Origin of the sequence: Marinicella marina (genome assembly GCF_030065545.1) — a bacterium.
Classification (GTDB): domain Bacteria; phylum Pseudomonadota; class Gammaproteobacteria; order Xanthomonadales; family Marinicellaceae; genus Marinicella; species Marinicella marina.
This window is the reverse complement of the sequence record NZ_JASJNC010000002.1, coordinates 471,291-492,331: the sequence shown is the minus strand read 5'-3', so window position 1 is coordinate 492,331 and position 21,041 is coordinate 471,291. Positions and strand designations below refer to the sequence as shown.

The 21,041-nt window shown below is 44.0% G+C and carries 22 protein-coding genes; 4 read left to right on the top strand and 18 right to left on the bottom strand.

Translation table 11 applies throughout. The features are described 5' to 3' along the window. Positions 1-133: 133 nt before the first annotated feature. The 10 genes from QNI24_RS04875 to QNI24_RS04830 all read right to left on the bottom strand — a co-directional run bounded on the left by QNI24_RS04875 (position 134) and on the right by QNI24_RS04830 (position 7,609). A complete protein-coding gene (locus QNI24_RS04875; RefSeq protein ID WP_267175164.1) occupies positions 134-1,123 on the bottom strand; it encodes a branched-chain amino acid aminotransferase in 990 nt (329 codons plus the stop codon). 99 nt (positions 1,124-1,222) lie between these two features. Then, positions 1,223-1,615, bottom strand: coding sequence for an aspartate 1-decarboxylase (gene panD, locus QNI24_RS04870; protein ID WP_267175163.1), 393 nt, complete (start codon positions 1,613-1,615; stop codon positions 1,223-1,225). Continuing rightward, entirely contained in the window at positions 1,615-2,394 is a 780-nt protein-coding gene (locus QNI24_RS04865) for a type III pantothenate kinase (protein WP_267175162.1), read from the bottom strand. The genes panD and QNI24_RS04865 overlap by 1 nt, the downstream gene beginning before the upstream one ends. Further along, complete coding sequence (locus QNI24_RS04860; protein WP_267175161.1) at positions 2,391-3,050, bottom strand: phosphopantothenoylcysteine decarboxylase domain-containing protein; 660 nt, start codon at positions 3,048-3,050, stop codon at positions 2,391-2,393. The genes QNI24_RS04865 and QNI24_RS04860 overlap by 4 nt, the downstream gene beginning before the upstream one ends. Next, positions 3,047-3,577 (bottom strand): flavoprotein, encoded by a 531-nt coding sequence (locus QNI24_RS04855; protein ID WP_267175160.1) that lies wholly within the window; start codon positions 3,575-3,577, stop codon positions 3,047-3,049. Before QNI24_RS04855 ends, QNI24_RS04860 begins: the two co-directional genes overlap by 4 nt. After that, entirely contained in the window at positions 3,574-4,344 is a 771-nt protein-coding gene (panC, locus tag QNI24_RS04850) for a pantoate--beta-alanine ligase (protein ID WP_267175159.1), read from the bottom strand. Before panC ends, QNI24_RS04855 begins: the two co-directional genes overlap by 4 nt. Further along, positions 4,344-5,132 carry a 3-methyl-2-oxobutanoate hydroxymethyltransferase gene (gene panB, locus QNI24_RS04845; protein ID WP_267175158.1) on the bottom strand — a complete coding sequence of 263 codons (789 nt, stop codon included), beginning with the start codon at positions 5,130-5,132 and terminating at the stop codon, positions 4,344-4,346. Before panB ends, panC begins: the two co-directional genes overlap by 1 nt. Beyond that, entirely contained in the window at positions 5,129-5,932 is an 804-nt protein-coding gene (locus QNI24_RS04840; RefSeq protein ID WP_267175157.1) for a DUF2520 domain-containing protein, read from the bottom strand. Before QNI24_RS04840 ends, panB begins: the two co-directional genes overlap by 4 nt. A 141-nt stretch (positions 5,933-6,073) precedes the next feature. Further along, positions 6,074-6,664, bottom strand: a complete 591-nt coding sequence (locus QNI24_RS04835) for a MarC family protein (protein ID WP_267175156.1) — start codon at positions 6,662-6,664, stop codon at positions 6,074-6,076. 87 nt (positions 6,665-6,751) lie between these two features. Next, on the bottom strand, positions 6,752-7,609 hold the full coding sequence (locus QNI24_RS04830; RefSeq protein ID WP_267175155.1) for an outer membrane protein assembly factor BamD: 858 nt from the start codon (positions 7,607-7,609) through the stop codon (positions 6,752-6,754). Between the two features lie 118 nt (positions 7,610-7,727). Here QNI24_RS04830 and QNI24_RS04825 point away from each other — a divergent pair, with 118 nt between their 5' ends. From QNI24_RS04825 to QNI24_RS04810, 4 genes are all read left to right on the top strand, one after another. Beyond that, positions 7,728-8,729 (top strand): RluA family pseudouridine synthase, encoded by a 1,002-nt coding sequence (locus QNI24_RS04825; RefSeq protein ID WP_267175154.1) that lies wholly within the window; start codon positions 7,728-7,730, stop codon positions 8,727-8,729. A 145-nt stretch (positions 8,730-8,874) separates the two neighbouring features. After that, positions 8,875-9,606: a peptidoglycan editing factor PgeF gene (gene pgeF / locus QNI24_RS04820; protein WP_267175153.1), complete on the top strand. Its 732-nt coding sequence runs from the start codon at positions 8,875-8,877 to the stop codon at positions 9,604-9,606. Between the two features lie 122 nt (positions 9,607-9,728). Beyond that, entirely contained in the window at positions 9,729-12,812 is a 3,084-nt protein-coding gene (locus tag QNI24_RS04815; protein WP_267175152.1) for an efflux RND transporter permease subunit, read from the top strand. Further along, positions 12,799-13,857: an efflux RND transporter periplasmic adaptor subunit gene (locus tag QNI24_RS04810; protein WP_267175151.1), complete on the top strand. Its 1,059-nt coding sequence runs from the start codon at positions 12,799-12,801 to the stop codon at positions 13,855-13,857. Before QNI24_RS04815 ends, QNI24_RS04810 begins: the two co-directional genes overlap by 14 nt. A gap of 50 nt (positions 13,858-13,907) precedes the next feature. Here QNI24_RS04810 and QNI24_RS04805 read toward each other — a convergent pair whose 3' ends face one another. The 8 genes from QNI24_RS04805 to QNI24_RS04770 all read right to left on the bottom strand — a co-directional run bounded on the left by QNI24_RS04805 (position 13,908) and on the right by QNI24_RS04770 (position 20,956). Beyond that, positions 13,908-14,111: a CsbD family protein gene (locus QNI24_RS04805; RefSeq protein WP_267175150.1), complete on the bottom strand. Its 204-nt coding sequence runs from the start codon at positions 14,109-14,111 to the stop codon at positions 13,908-13,910. Between the two features lie 151 nt (positions 14,112-14,262). Then, complete coding sequence (locus QNI24_RS04800; protein WP_267175149.1) at positions 14,263-15,174, bottom strand: hydrogen peroxide-inducible genes activator; 912 nt, start codon at positions 15,172-15,174, stop codon at positions 14,263-14,265. A 96-nt stretch (positions 15,175-15,270) separates the two neighbouring features. Beyond that, positions 15,271-17,922 carry an aminopeptidase N gene (gene pepN, locus QNI24_RS04795; protein ID WP_267175148.1) on the bottom strand — a complete coding sequence of 884 codons (2,652 nt, stop codon included), beginning with the start codon at positions 17,920-17,922 and terminating at the stop codon, positions 15,271-15,273. Positions 17,923-17,950: 28 nt separating this feature from the next. Then, entirely contained in the window at positions 17,951-18,706 is a 756-nt protein-coding gene (tatC, locus tag QNI24_RS04790) for a twin-arginine translocase subunit TatC (protein ID WP_267175147.1), read from the bottom strand. Continuing rightward, the gene (gene tatB / locus QNI24_RS04785) at positions 18,703-19,011 is read right to left on the bottom strand and encodes a Sec-independent protein translocase protein TatB (protein WP_267175146.1); all 309 of its coding nucleotides are present in this window, start codon (positions 19,009-19,011) and stop codon (positions 18,703-18,705) included. Before tatB ends, tatC begins: the two co-directional genes overlap by 4 nt. Next, entirely contained in the window at positions 19,011-19,229 is a 219-nt protein-coding gene (tatA, locus tag QNI24_RS04780; RefSeq protein ID WP_267175145.1) for a Sec-independent protein translocase subunit TatA, read from the bottom strand. The genes tatB and tatA overlap by 1 nt, the downstream gene beginning before the upstream one ends. A gap of 143 nt (positions 19,230-19,372) precedes the next feature. After that, positions 19,373-20,218, bottom strand: coding sequence for an NHL repeat-containing protein (locus QNI24_RS04775; protein ID WP_267175144.1), 846 nt, complete (start codon positions 20,216-20,218; stop codon positions 19,373-19,375). 156 nt (positions 20,219-20,374) lie between these two features. Then, on the bottom strand, positions 20,375-20,956 hold the full coding sequence (locus tag QNI24_RS04770) for a TetR/AcrR family transcriptional regulator (RefSeq protein ID WP_267175143.1): 582 nt from the start codon (positions 20,954-20,956) through the stop codon (positions 20,375-20,377). Positions 20,957-21,041: the final 85 nt, after the last annotated feature.

Here is a 21,041-nt window from a genome sequence, read left to right as displayed (position 1 = left end):
ATACAGTTATAATAAGATACCGGTGTGAATACCACAATGAAATTTTGTTAAATCCTGTGATCGGCGATGAAACTTAAACAGCAAAAACACCCACATGGGATAGACTGATGTTAAAAATAAGCTTGGTTTTGAATCAAATACCGGTTGTCCAAACCCATGGGTCCTTGGCCTGGCCGGTTTGGATTGCGGTTAAAGCAGTTCTCAGTTGCATGGTTTTGGCACCAACGCCACCATCACCCACTTGATGGATGGTGCCATTATGAATCAATGAACCCACTGGTGAAACCACCGCTGCTGTTCCTGATAAGAAAGCTTCTGAATCAGGCAACATCTGCAACAAATCGGCCACAGAATAATTCACTTCTTCAATTTGATAGCCAGACTCTTTGGCGATTGTGAGCAATGAGTCCCTGGTGATACCAGGCAGAATAGAGCCATCAAGGGATTTGGTGATGATTTTCTGGCCTTTGATTACCATGAAATTAGCTGCACCTGTTTCTTGCACTTGACCACCTGGACAGAATAACACTTGATCAGCACCCAACTCTTTTCTGGCTTGGGTCACAGACCCCAAAGAAGCGGCATAATTGCCGCCGGTTTTGACCTGCCCAAATTTCGGTGTAGAGCGCATATTTTCATCATCAATCAATAATTTCAAAGGCCTCACACCACCTTCAAAATAGTCACCCACTGGTGAGGTAATAACATACAACATTGCTTCATGAGAACCACGGCCAGCTGCACCAATGTTCAACTCCGTACCAATCAATGTGGGCCGCACATACAAAGCACCTGGCAGTGCAGGTATCTCTTTTTCTACCGCACGGATGGCAGACAAAATCGCCTGCTCAACCAAGGCTGCTGATGGAACCGGCAAACACAAGGACGCCGCACTGTTGCGCAAACGTTTGATGTTTTCTTGGTACCTGAATAAGTGGATAGAACCGTCTTGCCAACGGTAAGCTTTTAAGCCTTCGAAACAAGTACTCGAATAATGTAAGACGTGGGTGGCAGGGTGCAAACTGAATGGTGCCAACGGTTGAACTTTTGCATCAGACCACTGCTGATCCTTGTAATATGCCACCGACATTTTCGTGGTAAATGCTTGCCCAAATTCAGCCATGTTTGTATACCCTGGTTCAAAGGCGGCCTATTCTAACTGATACCGCCTCTTGATGATAGATGAGTAAGCTGCTAAATCAGAATACTTCGAACTTGCTGCTTAAGCCGCATGCTCAAAGTTTTCTTTTTGATGTGTCTCGGCATTTTTTAAGCTACTGATGTTATTCTCGCTGTCAACAAAAACCAGATTGGGTTGGTGGGTTTTAGCCTCCTCGGCATCAAGCGAACAATAAGCTGCCAAGATAACCAAGTCACCTGGCTGGTTGTGTCTGGCTGCAGCACCATTCAAACAGATTTCACCTGGACCGCCCTCAATCACATAGGTGGTCAAGCGGGAACCGCTGTTACAGTTCAAAACATCAATTTGTTGGTTAATCAACAAGCCAGCGGCTTTGATCAAATCGGGACAGATTGACACAGAACCCTCGTAGTTCAAGTTGGCGTCAGTAATGGTGGCGCGGTGGATTTTGCTGTGTAACATGGTTAAATTCATCAATTTTTCTCCTGATTAATTTTGTATGCCAGATACAGGCCCTTGAGGACCAAATCTGGAATGATTTCGTTGAAGATACCGGCGCTTCTGAACACAGATGTGAATCCGCCGGTACCTATGATATGTGGTTGGTTGCCTTTGAAGGACTGTTGTTTTAAGCCCTGAATGATTTCTTTGATGGCGCCTCTGGCACCATAAAACAAACCCGATTGAATGCTTTCATTGGTGGTTCTTCCCAATACCTCTTCGCGCTCAACAATCTCAACTGAGCCCAACTTTGAGGCGCCAGATTCCAGTGCCTTCATAGACATCTTCATGCCTGGCATGATGACTCCTCCAAGGTACTTTCTGGCAGCAGAGATGGCACAAAATGTGGTCGCTGTACCTAAATCAATCACAATGGCATCTTGGTTGGGAAACAAATGCGTGATGGCAATGGCATTGGCAATTCTATCTGCCCCGACTTCCAACGGGTTGCGATAACCTATCTGTAAACCCGTTTTAACCCCAGCTTGTAATACAAACGGTTCAATATCAAAATATTTCTGACAACAGGCATTGATGGGATACAACACTTCTGGCACCACAGAACACAGTGATATCGCTTCTATTTGTTCATGGTTGATACCATTTTCGCGTAATACGCTGCGTAAGAAAACACCGTACTCATCGGAGGATGCACCGGTTTTTGAGGCCATCCTGAATTGTACTTTCAGTTCATCGCCGTCAAATACACCACCATGCATGTGACTGTTACCTATATCTAAACATAAAATCATGCCATCACCTCTGTCTTACTCAATATGGCATCGCACAAAGCTCTGATGTCGTCGCATTGCTCAGTGTGCTTTTTGCTGTGTAAAGTGAACCTATGGCTTTGCTCACTGATTTCATGCAAGTCATTGTGTGCGACAAAATTTATGGCTGCTTGATTGATCAACTTGTTAACAGCAGCCTGTCTGACATCGCTGTCATTTGAGTTAGTTAATTTGAAGGCCACCACGGTGACCGCTGGGTTCAAAGACCAAGATTTCAGTGCTGAAACCAGCTTGGGTTGTTTGCTTAACTGCAATTCGACCTGATCGGCTGTGGGTAACTTCACATCACGTCCAGCCGCAAACTTTTGTCCATCTAACAGCACTGCAGTTACTTTGAAATCACTGACAGCGGCAGCTTGAAAAATAACGTCATAATGGTGCTGTTTCAAAGCTTGCGCTAATTCATGCGCCAGTTCCTCAAACGTTTCATAACAGATTTGTGCCACTGGCTGCCTTGGCTTGATTGCTGCTTTGGCCCCTAACCAGGTAACATCATGACCTTGCCGAGACAAATAATCACTGAGCACTGCACCGGTTTTACCGCTGCTGCTGTTACCGATGTAACGCACACCATCAATGTACTCCTTGGTACCGCCAGCAGTTATTAATATTTTCATACCAAGTGCTCCAGTTTTTTGAGGATATCTTCTATTTCAGGCATACGCCCTGCACCCTGCTCACCACATGCCAAGTCACCTTGCTCGGGTGCCAGCAAAGTCACCCCCCAGTCTTGTAGGGTATTAACTGCGACCTGAGTTGCGGGATATTGCCACATCATGGTGTTCATCGCCGGCACAACCAACAGTGGTTTTTGTAAACCAAATGCCGCCACAAATACTGTGGTTACGGCATCATCAGCAATGCCAGCAGCCAATTTATTGATCACATTAGCAGTGGCTGGACACAAGATAATCTGATCTGCCCAACGACTGACATGGATGTGATCCATCATGGCTCCCGACTCATAAACCGAGGTCATTACTGGGTTTTGACTTAAGCCTTCCAGCGTCGCTTCGCCAACAAAGTTTAAAGTACCCGGGGTACATACCACGCGTACCTCATCACCTTGTTTGACCCAGGTTGATATCAATTGTGTTGCCTTGGCACAAGCAATCGAACCAGACATCAATAACAATCGTTTCATGACCTCGCTCCTGCACTGATGGGTACGTTATCTATCAAGCGTACTTGCCCTAATCTGGCTGCGATAAGCAAACGATCATCGAGCTGTTCTAAGTAGTCAACTTCGAATCCAATGTCATTCAAATGACTGGTTTTATCGGCCAGTGAATCTTGATTGATCAGGGTGGCGTAAAGCTCGGGGGCAATTTTTCGCTCCACTGCACTCAATCTCACGTTCCTTGAACTCATGGCCAGGCCGTCGGGCTCTCTGATGATCGGACAAGCAACAATCTCACAAGGAATGAAAAAAGCTGCAACCATGCCTTTGATCAGTTGCAGCTGTTGATAATCCTTTTCTCCAAAATACGCCTTATCACTGACAGTCAGGTTTAAAAGTTTAATCACCACTGACAATACGCCATCAAAGTGTCCGGCCCTGTGGGCACCACAAAACCGCTGACTGAGTTCTTTTTCAATGATTTGGTAATTGTAATTATCTGGATACAACGCTGCATAATCTGGAGTAAACACAGCAGTGACGCCTATTTTTTCTAGTTGTCTCAGGTCCTCAGCCAGTTGATTGGGGTAATTCTCTAAGTCGCTGGATTGATCAAATTGTGTTGGGTTAACAAAAATACTGACCAATACATGGTCATTTTCATTCAGTGCCACCTCAATCAATGATAAATGTCCTGCATGTAAGGCACCCATTGTGGGTACAAAACCAACCGTGCCTCTTAGCTCAGCACGGTATGCCTGCAAGGCATTGATTTGTTTGATTTGATGCATCAGTATTGCTCCGAGTCATCCGGGTAATTTTGTTCCCTGGTATCTTTGGCAAAGGCATTGAAAGCCTCGAGAAATAACTGTTCCGTGTTCAGGTAGCGGCGCAAAAATTTAGGACTGAATTGAGATGAAAAGCCCAACATATCCTGCATCACCAGTACTTGACCGTCGACCGCAGAACCTGCACCAATACCAATAGATATCATGTCAATGTGCTGCACCAGTTCCTGAGTTAATTCATCAGGTACACATTCGAGCACCACGGAAAAACAACCTAATGACTCGAGCTTTTTGGCCTCATTAATGATACGAACGCGCTCGTCACTGGATTTACCTTGCACCTTGAATCCACCGAATTGATTGACAGACTGCGGGGTCAAGCCCAAATGTCCCATTACCGGCACCCCAGATTCAACAATGTGTTTGATTAAATCTTCATTGCCCGCCACGCCCTCTAGCTTGATGGCATGGGCACCGGCCTTCATCAGTTTCTCAACCGCTGTCATATTTTCATCCAACGATTTCCGATAGGATAAAAATGGCATGTCACCAATGATGAACTTGTCAGGAGCTCCTTTGGCCACTGCCTTCACATGTTGTGCCATGGTATCAACATCAATTGGCAGGGTCGAATTTTCGCCGTGCATCACCATGGCAGCAGAATCACCAACCAGTATCATCTCGATGTCTGATTGATTCATGATGCGTGCCGATGAATAGTCATAACAAGTTAACATCGTCAACTTCTCACCTGCTTGTTGTTTGGCATATAAATGATTTATAGAAATCATGAACTTTTCCTCTGAGGTTGGGTAGCGGGCGATTGGTGTAAATCCAGAAAGGCTTGGTAAATATCAGCCAACGGATTAGTTTGTAGCGCTTTAATGTGTTTGCCGATGGTAAGTTGGTCCCCACGCACCAACGGCCCAGTGGCGGCGGCCTGCGGATTTACAATGAAATTGGTGGTATTTTGTGCCAGGTACAAATTCATGACATGGTCAGGTAACCCAAGTTCAGGCAATTGCTCATTGACCGCTCGCCAGAGCATTTGACTGAAGTTTCCAGCCATCACACACAATGCATGGTATGTGGCTTTGTGTTCACTTTTGATGCTGTAAGACGGGTTAGACAACAACGGAAACAGCTGTGAGAAATCTGCACCTTCATCAACCACGAAAGGAATTTTTTTATAACAATCAAGCTCATAAAGATCTGGACCAAATGTCATCAGTGGATGACAGCCAATGGCCAGTTCACTTTGCAATGAACCAGAACAGTGAATACAGGTTCTTGACTTCAGTTCAGGATGTGACTGGATGAATGGTTCAATCTGGTCATCGGGTAACAGTAACAGTACTTTTTGGACAGGGCCCAATACACTGATGAAATTGCCCCCATGGGTATCACGTGTGGTAAAAAGTTTTTGTTTGAAACGTGCCAGTCTGGAAAGTCCAGCAGTTTGAGTTGAGTCAGTGGTTTGACGAAACCAATGAATATAAGGCTGTCCGACTGATTCAAAATAATGAATCATGTGTTTAGCCACTTTGCCATTACCCACAATGGCGATTTTTTCAGGTACCTGTCGATTCACAGATCAAGTCCTCATAGTTGGTGGTCAAGCCAATTGGTTGACCCGTTTAATAAGTCACTGTTCTCGATGAATCAGTGCTGGTGAAATTATAGGGTGCTTTGCCTGAATAGCAAGTGAATATCAGCTGTATTTAATCCATACTTAGATTTTAATTGAAACCAAAAATGCCCTGATCGCATCCAAAAACATCTGCACAGCAATCGCTATCAATATCATACCCATCAGGCGTTCGATGGCTATCATGCCATTTTTGCCTAAGTATTTTTGCATGGCTGTGGCCGAAAATAAGATAATGGCCGATAACAACCATGCAATGAACAAGGCAATGGCCAAAACATTGAACTGCTCCGGATGTTTACTGGCCAGTAAGATTAAAGTTGCCAGAATGGAGGGCCCTGCAACCAATGGAATGGCCAGCGGCACGATGAATGGGTCGTCATCCATGTCCTCATCGCCGTACTGTTTACTCACTGGAAAAATCATCCGCAACGCGATGATGAACAAAATGATGGCGCCAGCCAAAGACACTGAAGTTTGTTCTAAGTGCAAAAACTCCAGCATTTGTTTACCGAAAAACAAAAACAAAAACAGGATGGCCAAGGCCAATAACAGCTCTCGGGCCAAAACCCTGAAGCGATTTTCACATTTTTCTAGGTGCGAAATAAAAATCGGTACATTGCCCAAAGGGTCTAGAATCAAAAAAAACAGAATGGTTGCTGATAATATGTCCATCGCGCTTTTCCTCGTTTTATGGGTGGATGTAAAAAAGCCAGCCAAATGACATCATATTGACTGGCCTCTGCTTGTTTTAATGAATAATCAGAAAGGCCAAATGTCCTTCCATTCCAGCACGTCTGTACTTAAATCTAATTTACCTTCGCTGAGGTAATTATGATTTGGAAAGTTTGCGGCCAGCATTTCTTCACTTTGCATAGCCAATTCATCTTCATTCAATTTTTTATATGACTCAACCATCAAAGCCAGCGCATGCGGCACAGCCGGCGTGTCTTGAAAAGATTCCAGCACAAACTTAGCACGGTTCACCGCAGCAATGGGTGCACCTCGGCGCAAATAATATCGAGCAACCTGAACTTCATAGGCAGCGAGCTTGTTTTTTAAATGAATCATGCGTTTTTGCGCGTCAGGTGCATATGAACTCTCTGGGTAACGTTCAATGAAGTTTCTGAATGCGGTAAATGCATTGCGCACGTTTTCTTGGTTCCTGTCAGCTGACTTATCTGGATTAATGCGTTGCATCAAACCGCGGTCTGAATCGAAGTAAATCAAACCTTTCAGATAATAGGCGTAATCTAAATTTTTATGCGCTGGGTAATTCTTGATGAACCGATCAACACTAGAAATAGCCTGTTCCATTTGATACATCTTATATTGTGCATAGGCCAATTCCAATGAACCTTGCTCGGTGTAGTGGCCAAAAGGATAGTGCGAACGCAATGCTTTGTATTTCAAAGCTGCTGTTGACCAAGCCCCGGCATCCAATGCCCGCTTACCGGCCAAATACATCTCTAAATCACTGAGTTTTGTGACTTCAACTTCCCTGATTTCATCTTTTTTGCCGCAGCCTTGCAATACGGCCACTGATAAGATGATGAGTAGACAAAGTTTTGCCCAGTGTGTTTTGTTGTTGTGCAACATATCTATACCTATTTTTTCCATCTCTGTTACAGTTGAAAATTCAAAAACGAGATAGATTAACGTTTGGGCCTGTAAAGATTGGTTAAATCATCCGGATTTTCATTGGTTAAACCCAATTAGGTCAAGGTAAAATACCCCCATGACCGAATCTACACACACCATAAAACAAACAATCCATGTTACCGCTGATGCTCAGGGTACACGCATTGATCAATATTTGACGTCACTTTTTCCAGAACATTCCAGAGGAACCATTCAACAATGGATAAAACAAGGAAATGTCAAAATCAGCGGCAATAATACCAAAAGCAAAACCCTTTTGAAAGGATTTGAGGTGATAGCGCTTGATATACAATTGGAACAAGCAGTAAATGATCAACCTGAAGCCATGGATTTGGACATTGTATTTGAGGATGATTACCTGTTGATCCTCAACAAACCAGCCGGCTTGGTGGTGCACCCAGGCAGCGGCAACCCCAATGGCACATTGCTCAATGGATTATTGGCCCTGAGTGAAAATCAGGCCATGCTTAACCGAGCAGGCATTGTACATCGACTGGACAAAGACACATCTGGATTGATGGTGGTAGCAAAAACATCTGAGTGTCAGTTAAAACTGATAGATCTGCTGAAAACACACGACATCAAGCGACAGTATTTTTGTGTGGTGAAAGGTCACATCCCGTTTGCCGGTCAGATTGACAACCAAATGGGCCGACACAAAACCCAGCGAATTAAAATGGCGGTGGTGATGAATGGTAAACAAGCGATTACCCATTATGAACCCATTGAGTTTTTTGATCATTACACCAGTTTGAAAGTGAATTTAGAAACAGGACGAACACACCAAATCAGGGTGCACATGCACCACCTCGGTCATCCTTTGATTGGCGATCCATTGTATGGCAACCCCAAACGTGTAGATGCCAGCGTTGATAATGAAATGAAGGACATCATTCGTGCCTATCCAAGACAGGCTTTGCATGCCGAAAAGCTTGAATTTATACATCCATTCACAAATAAATACATATCAGTTGAAGCTGAAATACCTGACGATTTGTGTCAGTTGATTGATGATTTGGCATATCTGGACCAAAAACAGCAAGAAAATGACGATTTTGAGGTGGAATACGTCGAATAATTCACAAAACATGAGCATTTGTTCGCATTTTTGGTTAATATTAGTTTATCGGAATATTCCAAAGGGGCCGATTACTCAATTCCTAGATTCATGTGGCTTTACTCCCTCTTCCACATAATTACTTAAATTGGCCCTTCTTTTTATTATGACACACCCCATCAACCAATGGCTCACTCAAGCAGATGACCCAAAACCATCGATTCGTGCGGTACAAACCACTCGATTTTTATCTCCCAATCAAGCTTTTTGCGTACACCCGGAACACCATCATAAAATTGGACTTGAGCAACTCACTGAAAAGTTCCAACTGCCCCATCATGTAAAGTTATTGCGACAGGTTCATGGTAACCAAATAATTGAGTACCAAGAAATGCCGCAAACTCATTTTCAGCATCAAGCCGATGCTTGCTTCACCCGCAAACCAGGAATTGTTTGCGCGATAATGACGGCCGATTGTTTACCGGTATTAATGACTGACAAGCAAACTTCTTTTGTTGCGGCAGTACATTGCGGATGGCGCAGCTTGATTGCTGGCATTTTGGATTTGACAGTAAAGAAGATAAACAGCAGCCACGAGGTTTACGCCTGGTTTGGGCCTTGCATTCAGGCTGCCCAATATGAAGTGGATGCTGCTTTTGTCGAAAATTACCTCAATCAGCACCCTGATGCTGCCTCTGCTTTCAGTCCAATCAGTCAAGGAAAAAGCCACGCAGATTTATATCAACTGGCCAGTTTACAACTGCAAGCATGTGGCGTAAAACAGATTCAACAATCCAATGAATGCACCTACCTCAGTGGTAACTATTATTCCTGGCGTGAGAACCAGAACCCTCATCGCATGGCCACTATGATTTGGATAGAACCACCTCACCAATGATACATTTAAATGGATTCTATATACTCCATGATAAAATAGAATGGGTACTGGTTACTTGTGGCACAGACACAGTGTCCTTGCACTTGATAAAATAAACCCTTATCTAAGGAGTCAGACTGACTATGAAATTAACTGAAGCCGCATTATCCAATAAAGTTGCTGTATTGGTGGCCATTATATTGGTTGTCATTTTTGGTTACATCAGTTTGAATCGTTTACCCATTCAAATGGCACCCAATGTGGAACGCCCCACCATCAACATTTCTACCAGTTGGCCAGGTGCTGCACCGGAAGAAATTGAATCAGAAATTTTGGAGCTACAAGAGAATGTATTTCGTGGCATGCCTGGGGTCGAGCGCATGGCAGCAACTGCCAGCTACGCATCAGCCAGCATCGACATGGAGTTCGGTGCCGATGTTGATATGCAACGCTCTCTGATTGAAGTCATTAACCGCCTCAACCAAGTACCGGGTTATCCGGTGGATGCCAACGAGCCCACATTGCGGATTGGTGGCAGGAATTTTGGCAACGCCATTGCTTGGTTTGCTATCAGACCAAAACCAGAAAATAAACAATCCATTGTTACCTACCAAGATTTCGTCAACGACAACTTTTTACCAAAGTTAGAACAAGTCAATGGCGTTTCATCGGCCAACTCATTTGGTGGACGCAATTATGAGGTGCGCATCAGTTACGATCCTTATCAAGCAGCCGCTCTGGGAGTGGACTTGACCCAACTGGGCGGAGTCGGTGGCAATTTCACCAACACATCGATGGGCACCAAAGATGTGGGCAAAAGAAAATACACCATGCGTTTTGAGAGCAAATATGACTATCAAGCACTCTCTGATTACGTCATTGACTGGCGTGAGGGGCAACCCATTTACCTCAAAGACATAGCGACAATTGACGTGGTGCTGCAAGACCCCAGCGGCTTGATTTTACAAAATGGTGGCCAATCAATCGCCGCCAACATCATTCCCGAGGCGGGTGTGAACTTACTTGATTTGATGGACAACATCAAACTCAAAGTAAGCGAACTACAAGAGACCACATTGGATCCCGCAGGACTCTATATCACACAAGTATATGATGAATCTATTTATACCAATGGTTCAGTTGATATGGTTCGAAATAACCTGATTCTGGGTATGTTACTGGCCATTTTTATTTTGTGGGCCTTTCTGCGCAAAAAAACCCCAGCATTGATTGTCGCTGTGGCCATCCCTATTTGCTTGATGGGTGCCTTCATATTATTGGATGCCTTTGGTCGCACCTTGAACATCATCTCATTGGCTGGATTGGCTTTTGCTACGGGCATGGTTTTGGATGCCGCCATTGTGGTTCTGGAAAACATTGTCAGACACCGTGAAATGGGTAAGTCTGCCGATGAAGCGGCAAAGATCGGTTCACAACAAGTTTGGGGCGCATTGCTGGCATCAACCGCGACCACCGTGGCGATTTTTCTACCCGTGGTGTTTCTCAAAGATGAAGCGGGTCAATTATTCACTGATCTGGCATTGACCATATCCATTTCAGTGGTTTTTTCACTGATTGTGGCCATCACAGTCCTACCAGCCGCCACGGTTAAATTCATTCACCGATCGGATTTCGATGACAAACATGGTCAAACTTGGCAATCGATCACTGACTTTTTGAATCGCCTGACAGCCACTCGAACGCAACAAATCAGCTGGGTTGCTGCGCTGCTGATCATTCCTCTGACTTTGGCTTACTTTCTGCGACCTCCTGCTGATTATCTGCCTGAAGGTAAAAGAAATTTTGCATTTGGTGGCGTCCAAGCACCGCCAGGGATGTCTTATCAAATCGCTAAAGAAGAGTTGGCAGAGGTGGTTGCTGAGCGCATGCGGCCATATTATGAAGGTGAAAAAGCACCCAAAGTCCAAAGTTACTTTTTTGGTGTTTTTGGTGGCGGTGGTTTCATGGGTTTTCGCATGGAAAATGATGAAGACATGGGCCAAATGCTTGGCATCGTAAACAGTGAAATTCTCAGGGGCATGCCAGACACACGTGGTTTTGCTGGACGCCGTGGTGTGTTTGGCGGTGGCTCAAGAACTGGGCGCAGCATCAATGTCGACATCCAAACTGAAAATTTTGACCAATTATTGATTGTCGGTCAATTGGCCTACGATAAAGTCGAACAAATGATTCCAGGTGTTCGCTTGAGCACCACTCCTGGGCTGGAGTTAGGGGCGCCAGAAATCAACATCAAGCCCAATGACCGGGCGATTGCAGAGGCTGGTTGGTCACGCAACCAACTCAACACAGTTTTGCGTTCAATGGGAACCGGTGCTTTCGTTGGCGAGTACTTCGATGGCAATAAGCGCATGAACGTGGTACTGCGTGCAGAACACTGGCAAACCCCTGAGGATTTAGCCGCCACACCGCTGTACACCACCAATGGCGATGTGGTGCCATTAGACCAACTCACTTTCATTGAGAGGACCGCTGGACCGACACAAATATTAAGGGTTGATCGGGCCAGAACCTTGACCTTACAAGTAACACCGCCAACCGACATGCCACTGGAATCTGCCATTGACTTACTTAAAGCTGAACTTACGCCTTTTGTATTGGAACGTTTATCAGATGGCAGCAGCGTATCTTACCGGGGTACTGCTGAAGCACTGGATGAAGCTTTGTCGAGTTTATCAGGTTCTTTCTTGTTGGCCATCATCATCCTTTACCTATTAATCAGTGCCATGTTCCAATCATTCAAAGATGCTTTATTGGTGGTGACCACGCTACCGATGGCCACAGTGGGTGGCATTTTGGGTTTGCGAGTGCTGGATGGCATCTTACGCGGCTTTGGAGATTCAAGCCAATCGATGGATTTATTGACCATGATTGGCTTTGTGATTCTGCTGGGTTTAGTGGTCAACAATGCGATTTTATTGGTACTGCGCGCACGTGATGCTGAAAAACTCGGTATGAGTACCAGTGATGCGGTCTCTAACGCAGTAAGGCTGCGTTTGCGCCCCATATTTATGAGTACCTTTACCAGCATCTTTGGCATGTTGCCTTTGTTGTTGATGCCAGGGTCAGGCACCGAACTGTATCGTGGCTTGGCTGCTGTGATTGTTGGCGGCATGCTCATCAGTACCCTTTTCACCTTGGTCTTATTACCAAGTTTATTAAAATTAACTGGAACAAATCAACAGGAGTCTCAAGTTGCAACCACATAAAATAAAATGGCCCAAAAGCATCGCCTTCATGTTGTTGTCTGTTATGGGCATGAACCCATTGTGGGCACAACAGGGGCCACCACCTGCAATGGTAAAAACAGCAACAGCAATCAGCACTGAAATGGCTCCCACGCGTGCAGTTGCCGCTTTTTCAAAAGCAAAATACATCACCACCATCAGGGCCCAATCCAGCGGTCGCGTGATTGAAATAGCCAATATTGGTCAAATCATTGAGCGAGGTGAACCACTGGGGCTGATTGCTGATGAGGAATATGCTTTAAGGCTGGATGAATTACGCAATGCCATAGCCAGTCAACAAGCCCAAGTCGATTTTCTTCAATCTGAATCGGTGCGTTTGGAATCGCTGAAAAACCAAAACCTCACATCTGGTACAGCCTTGGACAAAAATAAGGCCGATTTAAAAGCCGCTACCGCAGATTTAGCCCAAGCCAAATCACGCTTACAACAAATTGAAAACGACATCAGCAACTTGACGCCTAAAGCGCCGTTTAAGGGTTTTGTGACTGTGCAGCTGGCCCAACCTGGTCAGTTCTTGAACGAAGGACAAGATTTTCTGGAGATCATGTCAGCAACAGAGACTGAGATACTGGCCCAACTACCCTATAGGCTTAAATCAATATTACAAGTGGGTGCACAGTGGCAGTTTATTGATCAAGCCGGTCAAACCTTCACTGCTGAAGTCGAACGTTTCATTCCAGCGGCCACTTCAAACAGCCGACAGATTCAGATTCATTTGAAAGATTTATCAGAACAACTGCTACCTGGAGAACCCATTCAATTGATGGTGCCAGAAAGTTTGCCTCAACAGGTGGTTGCGGTGCCCAGAGATGCCTTGGTATTGAGACGTCAAGGCGCACATCTTTTTGTTGTCAAAGAAGGTTTGGCACATAAAGTAGAAGTTGAAACTGGACTGGCATCAGGCGACATGATTGCGGTCAAAGGCGAAGTGGCTGTCGGTGATGAGGTGGTTATCAGAGGCAATGAGCGTTTGCGTGATCAACAGACTATTCAATTAATGGAATAAAAAACCGCCTTGAATAAGGCGGTTTTTAGGATTTACGTGCTTACTTGGGTTTAGCTTTCGAGTGTTTGTTTCCATTCCTCAGCAGCTTCCTCAGCACGTTCTTTGCTGTAGCCATATTTTTCTTGGATTTTTCCGGCCAGCTTGGTTTTATTTCCGGAAATCACATCCAAATCGTCATCTGTGAGTTTACCCCACTTAATCTGTGCTTCGCCTTTGAATCTTTCCCATTTACCTTCTACGATGTCCCAATTCATAATGTATCTCCAAATTATTAAGAAATACCTATTCTAATGATGTGCAATAAAAGACACGTATAAAAGATGTTAACAGCATGCTCCACAACAGCAGAATCACCCTTGTACGTTGACACCAACATCGGCTGAAAACCAACTAAGCGGCGCTGCATTAATAAAGGGTGATCTTTTCCTCAATGGCTTGCACCACACAATCTCCCAACATTTGGAATTCTTTGGCACGGGTGCTGCCCTTGCGCCAAGCCAAACCTATCTCACGATAAGCGTCAAATTCCAAAGCGTCTACCTTAACTTCTTCACTGTTGAATATCGGTAAATTCAATGCCATCTCAGGAATGAAACTGACGCCCAGATCTTGTTTAACCATTTCAACCAAAGTCAATAAACTACTGGCAGTGAACTGGCTGACTTTATCAACGTGCTTGATGTGACAGGCACTGATGGCATGGTCTCGCAAACAATGGCCATCATCTAATAATAAAACCGAACCATCATCCAAATCATCAATATCAAATTTGCGCCCTTTCAGCCATTGATTATTGACCGAACTGATGAGTCTGAATCGATCCTTAAATAAGGTTAAGGTCTCAACGCTGCGCATTTCATAGGGCAATGCCAACAAAATCACATCCAACTGGCCGCGCATCAATTGATCATAAATATCTGCAGATTTGCCCTCGTGTATCTCTAAATCCAAATCTGGGTATTGCCGCTTCAATTCCGGCAATAACTCTGGCAACACAAACGGGCCGATGGTTGGAATCATGCCCAGTGATAATTGTCCAGACAATGGCATCATATTGCCTTGGGCCAAATCGAGCATTTTTTTCATTTCACCCATAACAGCCAAAGACTGTTGGTATATCTCGCGACCTAAATTAGTGACTGTGACACTTTTGTTGGTCCGATCCACCAAACGACCACCCAAAGCATTCTCGAGTTCTTTAATGGCTACACTGAATGCTGACTGCGATACAAAACAGCTTTCCGCTGCTTTGCCAAAGTGGTTATGTTCAATGAGGGCATTGAAATATTTCAGTTGTTTAATGGTTGGAAAATGCATATCACAATCGATTTATTGAATTATTGATTGAATTTTAATCCCATTTATTAATAATTCAAAGCCAATATTTCATTCAAATCAGACGTGTGCTTTGTGTCACACTTTGGCCATTTGAATAGAACGATCAATGATCTCAAACACATTGGCAGATAGGTTTTCAGTGGCATGTATGCGTTTCATTTCTAACAACATTTTTGCTTGAATGCGTGCATTGAATTGCTGAAAATCATTGAATATACCAACCATTCTGGCTGCCACCTGTGGATTGATGGCATCCAAAGCAATAACTTGGTCAGCCAAGAACGCATAACCGCTGCCGTTTTTGGCATGAAATTGTGTGATGTTGCCGGCACAAAAAGCGCCAATTACGCTGCGCACCGCATTAGGGTTTTTCAGTGAAAAAATCGGCAAGTCCATCAGCTGTTTGACCCGTTCAAGGGTGTCTTCAGCTGGAATGGTGGCTTGGATTGATAACCACTTGTTAATCACCAAGGCGTTGTCTTGCCATTGGGTGTAGTATTCACCCAATAAATCTTCAAAACCTGAAACCTGCTGGTGAGTTAAACCGCTTAAGGCGGCCATCGCATCGGTGTAATTATCAGCTGTTTTGTATTGTTGCTGAGCCAGTTGCGCCATTTCTTGGTAATTTTTGTCATGCTTGTTATTCTGTAACAAATACCAAAGACATCGATTCTTGAGACTTCTTTTACCCACCTGTCTGGCATTGACCTGGTAGGTTTCTGACACATAGTTTTGGTTGTAAACCGACAAAAACTCAATACTCAGCGCTTTACTGATGATAGCAACCAGCCATTCTTTGGCCTCATTCAACAGCAAGATATCAACTTCGTTAAGCGCCAGCATCATGGACTTTAATGCCGGCAAGGTGATGGCCTCAGCAATCAATGCCGGATCGGTCTCATTGTCCAACAAAACATGCCTGAATGAATCAAGAAAATAACTTGGGCAGTCATAGGGCTCATCATTCAACAAGGCTTGGTACTTATTGATGATGATCGACGATTGCATCTTTTGTGCCGCATCCCAGCGGTTGAAGGAATCTGAATCATGTTTCATCAAGAAAGCCAACTCATCACTGCTGCGCTCATGGTTAACTATGACCGGCGCTGAAAAACCTTGAAACAATGAACTTACAGGAGCTTCATTGATGCACTCAAACACCCAGGTTTGTGACTGTTCTTTTAATTCAATGACTGTTTGTTGGTTGTTATCATTATCCAGAACATACGCATCGCCCTGGCTGTTAAACAAGCTCATTCTGACCGGTATGTGCATGGCCTGCCAAGCTTCAAGGTCTTGAAAGTTTTTCGGTGCTTTTTGGCTCAAAGTGATACTGTGTTGTTGCTTTTCAGCATCATAAGACTCTTGCACATCCACTTGTGGCGTGCCATTTTGCGAATACCACAATTCAAACTGTTCCAGATCTACTTGGTTGGCATCAGCCATGGCTCTACGGAAATCATTACAACTGACGGCTTGGCCATCATGCCGTTGAAAATACAATTTCATGCCTTTTTGAAAACCAGCTTCACCCAGCAAGGTGTGGTACATACCAACCACTTGGGCGCCTTTCTCATAAACAGTGAGGGTATAAAAATTATTGATTTCGATGTATGAATCTGGTCTGACTGAGTGCGACATGGGTGAGGCGTCTTCAGCAAACTGTGCTGCTCGTAGATAGCGCACATCCTCTATCTTTTTTACTGAGCGAGATTGTCTGTCAGCAGTAAACTCTTGGTCTCTGAATACCGTCAAACCCTCTTTCAGAGAGAGCTGAAACCAATCTTTACAAGTCACTCGGTTACCGGTCCAATTATGAAAATATTCGTGTCCAATCACCGCTTCAACATTAATAAAATCAGTGTCAGTTGCGGTGTCTTTCTTAGCCAGAACATATTTCGAGTTGAATATATTCAGACCCTTATTTTCCATGGCCCCCATATTGAAATCATCTGTGGCAACGATGTTATACACATCCAAGTCATAAGCCAAACCAAATCGTTCTTCATCCCAACGCATCGAATTGATTAACGATTGCATGGCAAAATCACAAGCATCAACGTTTTGTGCTTCGGTATATATATTCAAAGTGACCTCACGACCTTCCGAAGTTTGGTATGAATCGGTGATGACTGCCAAATCACCAGCGACCAATGCAAATAAATAGCTGGGTTTCGGATGCGGATCAAACCATTTGGCGTAATGCCGGTTGCCACCCAACTGACCCGATGAGAGTGGGTTACCATTAGACAGTAACAGCGGATATTGAGATTGATCAGCAACAATCGTCACCATGAACGGTGCTAAGACGTCGGGGCGATCTAAATAGTAAGTTATTTTTCTGAATCCCTCTGCCTCACATTGGGTAAGAAAGAAATCACCTGATTGATACAAGCCCTCCAGTGCGGTGTTTTTGGCTGGGTATATTTTTACCGTGGTCTTGAGTTCAAATTCCTTTGGCAGGTCATATAAATGTAATCCAGCGGTTGATTGTTTGTATTGGTTTGATTCAAGTAGCTTGCCGTTGATCTGAATTTCCAATAACTCCAGGTCAATACCATCTAGAAACAATTCAGTGTTGTCGAATTGTATGTTTTGGCTGAAATTGATTCTGGCTTTGACCAGTGTGTGTTCCGCCTCTACCATAAAAGCCAGGTCAACAGCTTTGACCCAATAATTTGGGGCTTGGTAGTCTTTGCGATAAATAATTTGTTTTTGAGCACTCATAGATTAATTGAAACAAAGGTTATTATATTCAGGCACCTTCCTGGTCAGATGCTGCTTTATTTTTTTGATTTTTCTTACGTAAAATTTTGCCCATCATGATGCCAAACTCAAATAAGATCCACATGGGGATGGCCAACAACACCTGTGAACTTGGATCCGGTGGTGTCAACAACATAGCAACAACCAAGATTCCAATGATCACATAAGGCCTTGCATTGGCCAGTTTTTCAGCCGAGGTGACTCCCAAAGAAATCAAAATAATGACCGCAACTGGTATTTCAAAGGCCAAACCAAAGGCAAAAAACAACCTGACAACAATGTCGAGGTAAGAGTTGATGTCTGGCATGTAAGTTACACCCTCTGGTGCAATGCTGGGCAGGAATACAAACAAAATGGGGAACACCACAAAAAAAGCAAAGGCACAGCCCATATAAAAAAGGATGATGCTTGAAATCAAAATTGGCATGGCCACCCTTTTCTCTCGTTTATACAGTCCGGGTGCCACAAAAGCCCATATTTGATAGATGATCACCGGCATGCTGATAATGATAGCCAATATAATAACCATTTTAAAGGGAGTCAGAAAAGGTGATAAAACACCGGTGGCTATCATCGCCGTACCTTGACTCAAATTATCCATCACTGGTTTCGCCACAATGGTATAGATCTCACCGGCAAATGGGAACATAACCACCACCAAAATTAAAACAGATAAAACCGCTTTCAATAGGCGGCCTCTCAGTTCGACCAAGTGAGACACCAATGATTGTTCTTGATCAGTCATTGGGTGTTTGATTCATTGTTTTGTGGTGTTTTGGCCGCACTTTTATCACTTGGCCCGATGGTTTTCTTCATTTCCGCCTCAAGTTCTTTGGCCTCAGCAATCATGGCATTTTCTTTGAGTTGTGCTTTGACTGCTTCAATTTCCAGTTCTTGTTCCACTTCGTCCTTGATTGACTGAAAAGAACGCCTCATTTTACCAACATACATGCCAAACTTTCGAGCCACCATCGGCAGGCGTTCAGGACCCACCACCAGCAATGCCACCACAAAGACGACCAATAACTCGGTAAAACCAATATCAAACATTATTTTTGTACTGAATCTTCTTTGTTTTGTGTGGTCTGTTTATTCTCATCCTCAGCACTCTGGTCTTTGAGCTCTTGGGTCTCTTCGTCAGAAATTCCTTTCTTGAAGCCTTTGACTGCGCTGCCCAAATCATTACCTATGTTTCTGAGCTTTTTTGTACCGAATATCAACGCCACCACCAACAAGATGATAAGCAATTGAGGCATACTGATTCCCATGACTGGTTCTCCAATAAGATTATGTGAAGTGATATTATAACTGCTAAAAGGTAGTCTAAACACAGCAGCAGTTCAATAAATTGCGCATGCTGTATCAATAATTAAAAAAGTGTGAAGATGGAAGGGTAAGTGGCTGTTTGGATTTAAATACTGCTGCGTTGCAGCGTGAATGCTGAAACACCCATCATCGCCAAAATCAGCAACAACAGAGAAAATGGATTATCGACAGGAACTGGTTGTACACCACCAGGACCGAACTCACAGCCACCAGGACCACTGATGGCCAAGGACTCAATACCAACCAACGTTTCTGAAACTAAAGTTGCCTCACCCGTTGTGGTATTTATTTTGAATACCCGTGATGGGAAAGGGTTCAGCGGATCAGATAAGCGCAAATTGACCACCATCCATAAATCGCCTGATTCATCAAATGCCATGCCTGAACCAGCCAATTCGATGTCACCACCCAAATCGCCCAGCTCACCAACAACAGTGGCCTCTGCTGTCGTTTTGTCTACTTTGTACAGCGTAAACTCACCAGAAGCAATTGAATACAAGTCATCACCCCAAGCGGCCAAAGAAGTGAAATTATGTCCAGTATTACCTATCAAACTGGCTTCACCTGTGGAGGCATTGACTTCGTATAATTCTTGGGTGTCTTTAACGACCATGTGTAATTTATCATCACAGCTGAAGGTCATACCAAAATCATAACTGGCGGGAATGGCGCCAAAACCGAGGTTTTGATTGACGTTATTGACTGGGAAAGCACGGGCCTCATTGGTGTTAATTTGAACCAGCGTCTTGGTGTTGTCATCGGCACCGAATAAAACACCGCTTGGCGATATAGCCAAACCCTCAAGCGCTATGTAAGGATCTGCAATCTTACCTCTGCTTTCATATTCACCGGTCTCAAGGTCAATAACCACCAAATGATCTGGCATTTCAAAATTATCATCAGCCACAGAATAAGCCATCACTGCGGCCATGTTACTGGTGCAGAACGCCGACAATAATATTGTAGTTATAAGGCGAAGCATGACTTGGTATAATAATTATAGTTATCTAAATATCGTATTAAAGTCGATATTAGCAAAAACCACAACGATAAACAACTTTATTCTATTGTCAATTATGTTAACAACTTATTGCTCGGGCTCATGAATCAACTGCGATGCCACGTATTTTGCATAGTTTTCGATATTTTCTGTGTCTTTGAATTTGCCGTGCAAGGTTTTGGCCATGTGCAAGTAGCCGACATATACCGAATAAGACAGCAAGGCCTGTTGTTTTGAAGTGGCCTCATCATAGCCGATGCCCTGATAAGATTTCTGCAGGTATGCCAAGCGTTCCAAGGTCACTTCTTTGAGCACTTTGGCAACAAAGTCATGCTGTCTGTCTGCCAGTAAAGTGGCATAAATCAAATGGCTTTGTAATGGCTCTGCACTGAGTAAAAACCAAGCCTTCAATCGCTCATGTGCATCAGGAAGTGACCAAATTTTTTCCTTAATCACAGCACGGTCATCTTTCTGCCAACGTTTCAATGCCGCCACTATCAAGTCTTTGCGATTAGTAAAATGCCAATAAAAACTGCCTTTGGTAACTCCAAGTGCCTTAGCAATGTTCTCAACAGCAACCGCACTGACGCCTTGATGAGCAATGACATCTAAAGTGGCCAGTTCCCAATCTGCAGGGTTTAATGATTTCTTTTTGTTGTTATTTTTCATGTATTTTATACGCTGGGCATAATGAAATAGTTACAAGCGAGTATTATCATAAAGATAATTCCTGCGTGGTCAATGAGATTTTTAA

Bases quoted from the DNA above. Each gene is read 5' to 3' on its own strand.
- QNI24_RS04875 (WP_267175164.1), bottom strand. From the start codon at position 1,123: ATGGCTGAATTTGGGCAAGCATTTACCACGAAAATGTCGGTGGCATAT.
- panD (WP_267175163.1), bottom strand. From the start codon at position 1,615: ATGAATTTAACCATGTTACACAGCAAAATCCACCGCGCCACCATTACT.
- QNI24_RS04865 (WP_267175162.1), bottom strand. From the start codon at position 2,394: ATGATTTTATGTTTAGATATAGGTAACAGTCACATGCATGGTGGTGTA.
- QNI24_RS04860 (WP_267175161.1), bottom strand. From the start codon at position 3,050: ATGAAAATATTAATAACTGCTGGCGGTACCAAGGAGTACATTGATGGT.
- QNI24_RS04855 (WP_267175160.1), bottom strand. From the start codon at position 3,577: ATGAAACGATTGTTATTGATGTCTGGTTCGATTGCTTGTGCCAAGGCA.
- panC (WP_267175159.1), bottom strand. From the start codon at position 4,344: ATGCATCAAATCAAACAAATCAATGCCTTGCAGGCATACCGTGCTGAG.
- panB (WP_267175158.1), bottom strand. From the start codon at position 5,132: ATGATTTCTATAAATCATTTATATGCCAAACAACAAGCAGGTGAGAAG.
- QNI24_RS04835 (WP_267175156.1), bottom strand. From the start codon at position 6,664: ATGGACATATTATCAGCAACCATTCTGTTTTTTTTGATTCTAGACCCT.
- QNI24_RS04830 (WP_267175155.1), bottom strand. From the start codon at position 7,609: ATGGAAAAAATAGGTATAGATATGTTGCACAACAACAAAACACACTGG.
- QNI24_RS04825 (WP_267175154.1), top strand. From the start codon at position 7,728: ATGACCGAATCTACACACACCATAAAACAAACAATCCATGTTACCGCT.
- pgeF (WP_267175153.1), top strand. From the start codon at position 8,875: ATGACACACCCCATCAACCAATGGCTCACTCAAGCAGATGACCCAAAA.
- QNI24_RS04815 (WP_267175152.1), top strand. From the start codon at position 9,729: ATGAAATTAACTGAAGCCGCATTATCCAATAAAGTTGCTGTATTGGTG.
- QNI24_RS04805 (WP_267175150.1), bottom strand. From the start codon at position 14,111: ATGAATTGGGACATCGTAGAAGGTAAATGGGAAAGATTCAAAGGCGAA.
- QNI24_RS04800 (WP_267175149.1), bottom strand. From the start codon at position 15,174: ATGCATTTTCCAACCATTAAACAACTGAAATATTTCAATGCCCTCATT.
- pepN (WP_267175148.1), bottom strand. From the start codon at position 17,922: ATGAGTGCTCAAAAACAAATTATTTATCGCAAAGACTACCAAGCCCCA.
- tatC (WP_267175147.1), bottom strand. From the start codon at position 18,706: ATGACTGATCAAGAACAATCATTGGTGTCTCACTTGGTCGAACTGAGA.
- tatB (WP_267175146.1), bottom strand. From the start codon at position 19,011: ATGTTTGATATTGGTTTTACCGAGTTATTGGTCGTCTTTGTGGTGGCA.
- tatA (WP_267175145.1), bottom strand. From the start codon at position 19,229: ATGGGAATCAGTATGCCTCAATTGCTTATCATCTTGTTGGTGGTGGCG.
- QNI24_RS04775 (WP_267175144.1), bottom strand. From the start codon at position 20,218: ATGGCCGCAGTGATGGCTTATTCTGTGGCTGATGATAATTTTGAAATG.
- QNI24_RS04770 (WP_267175143.1), bottom strand. From the start codon at position 20,956: ATGAAAAATAACAACAAAAAGAAATCATTAAACCCTGCAGATTGGGAA.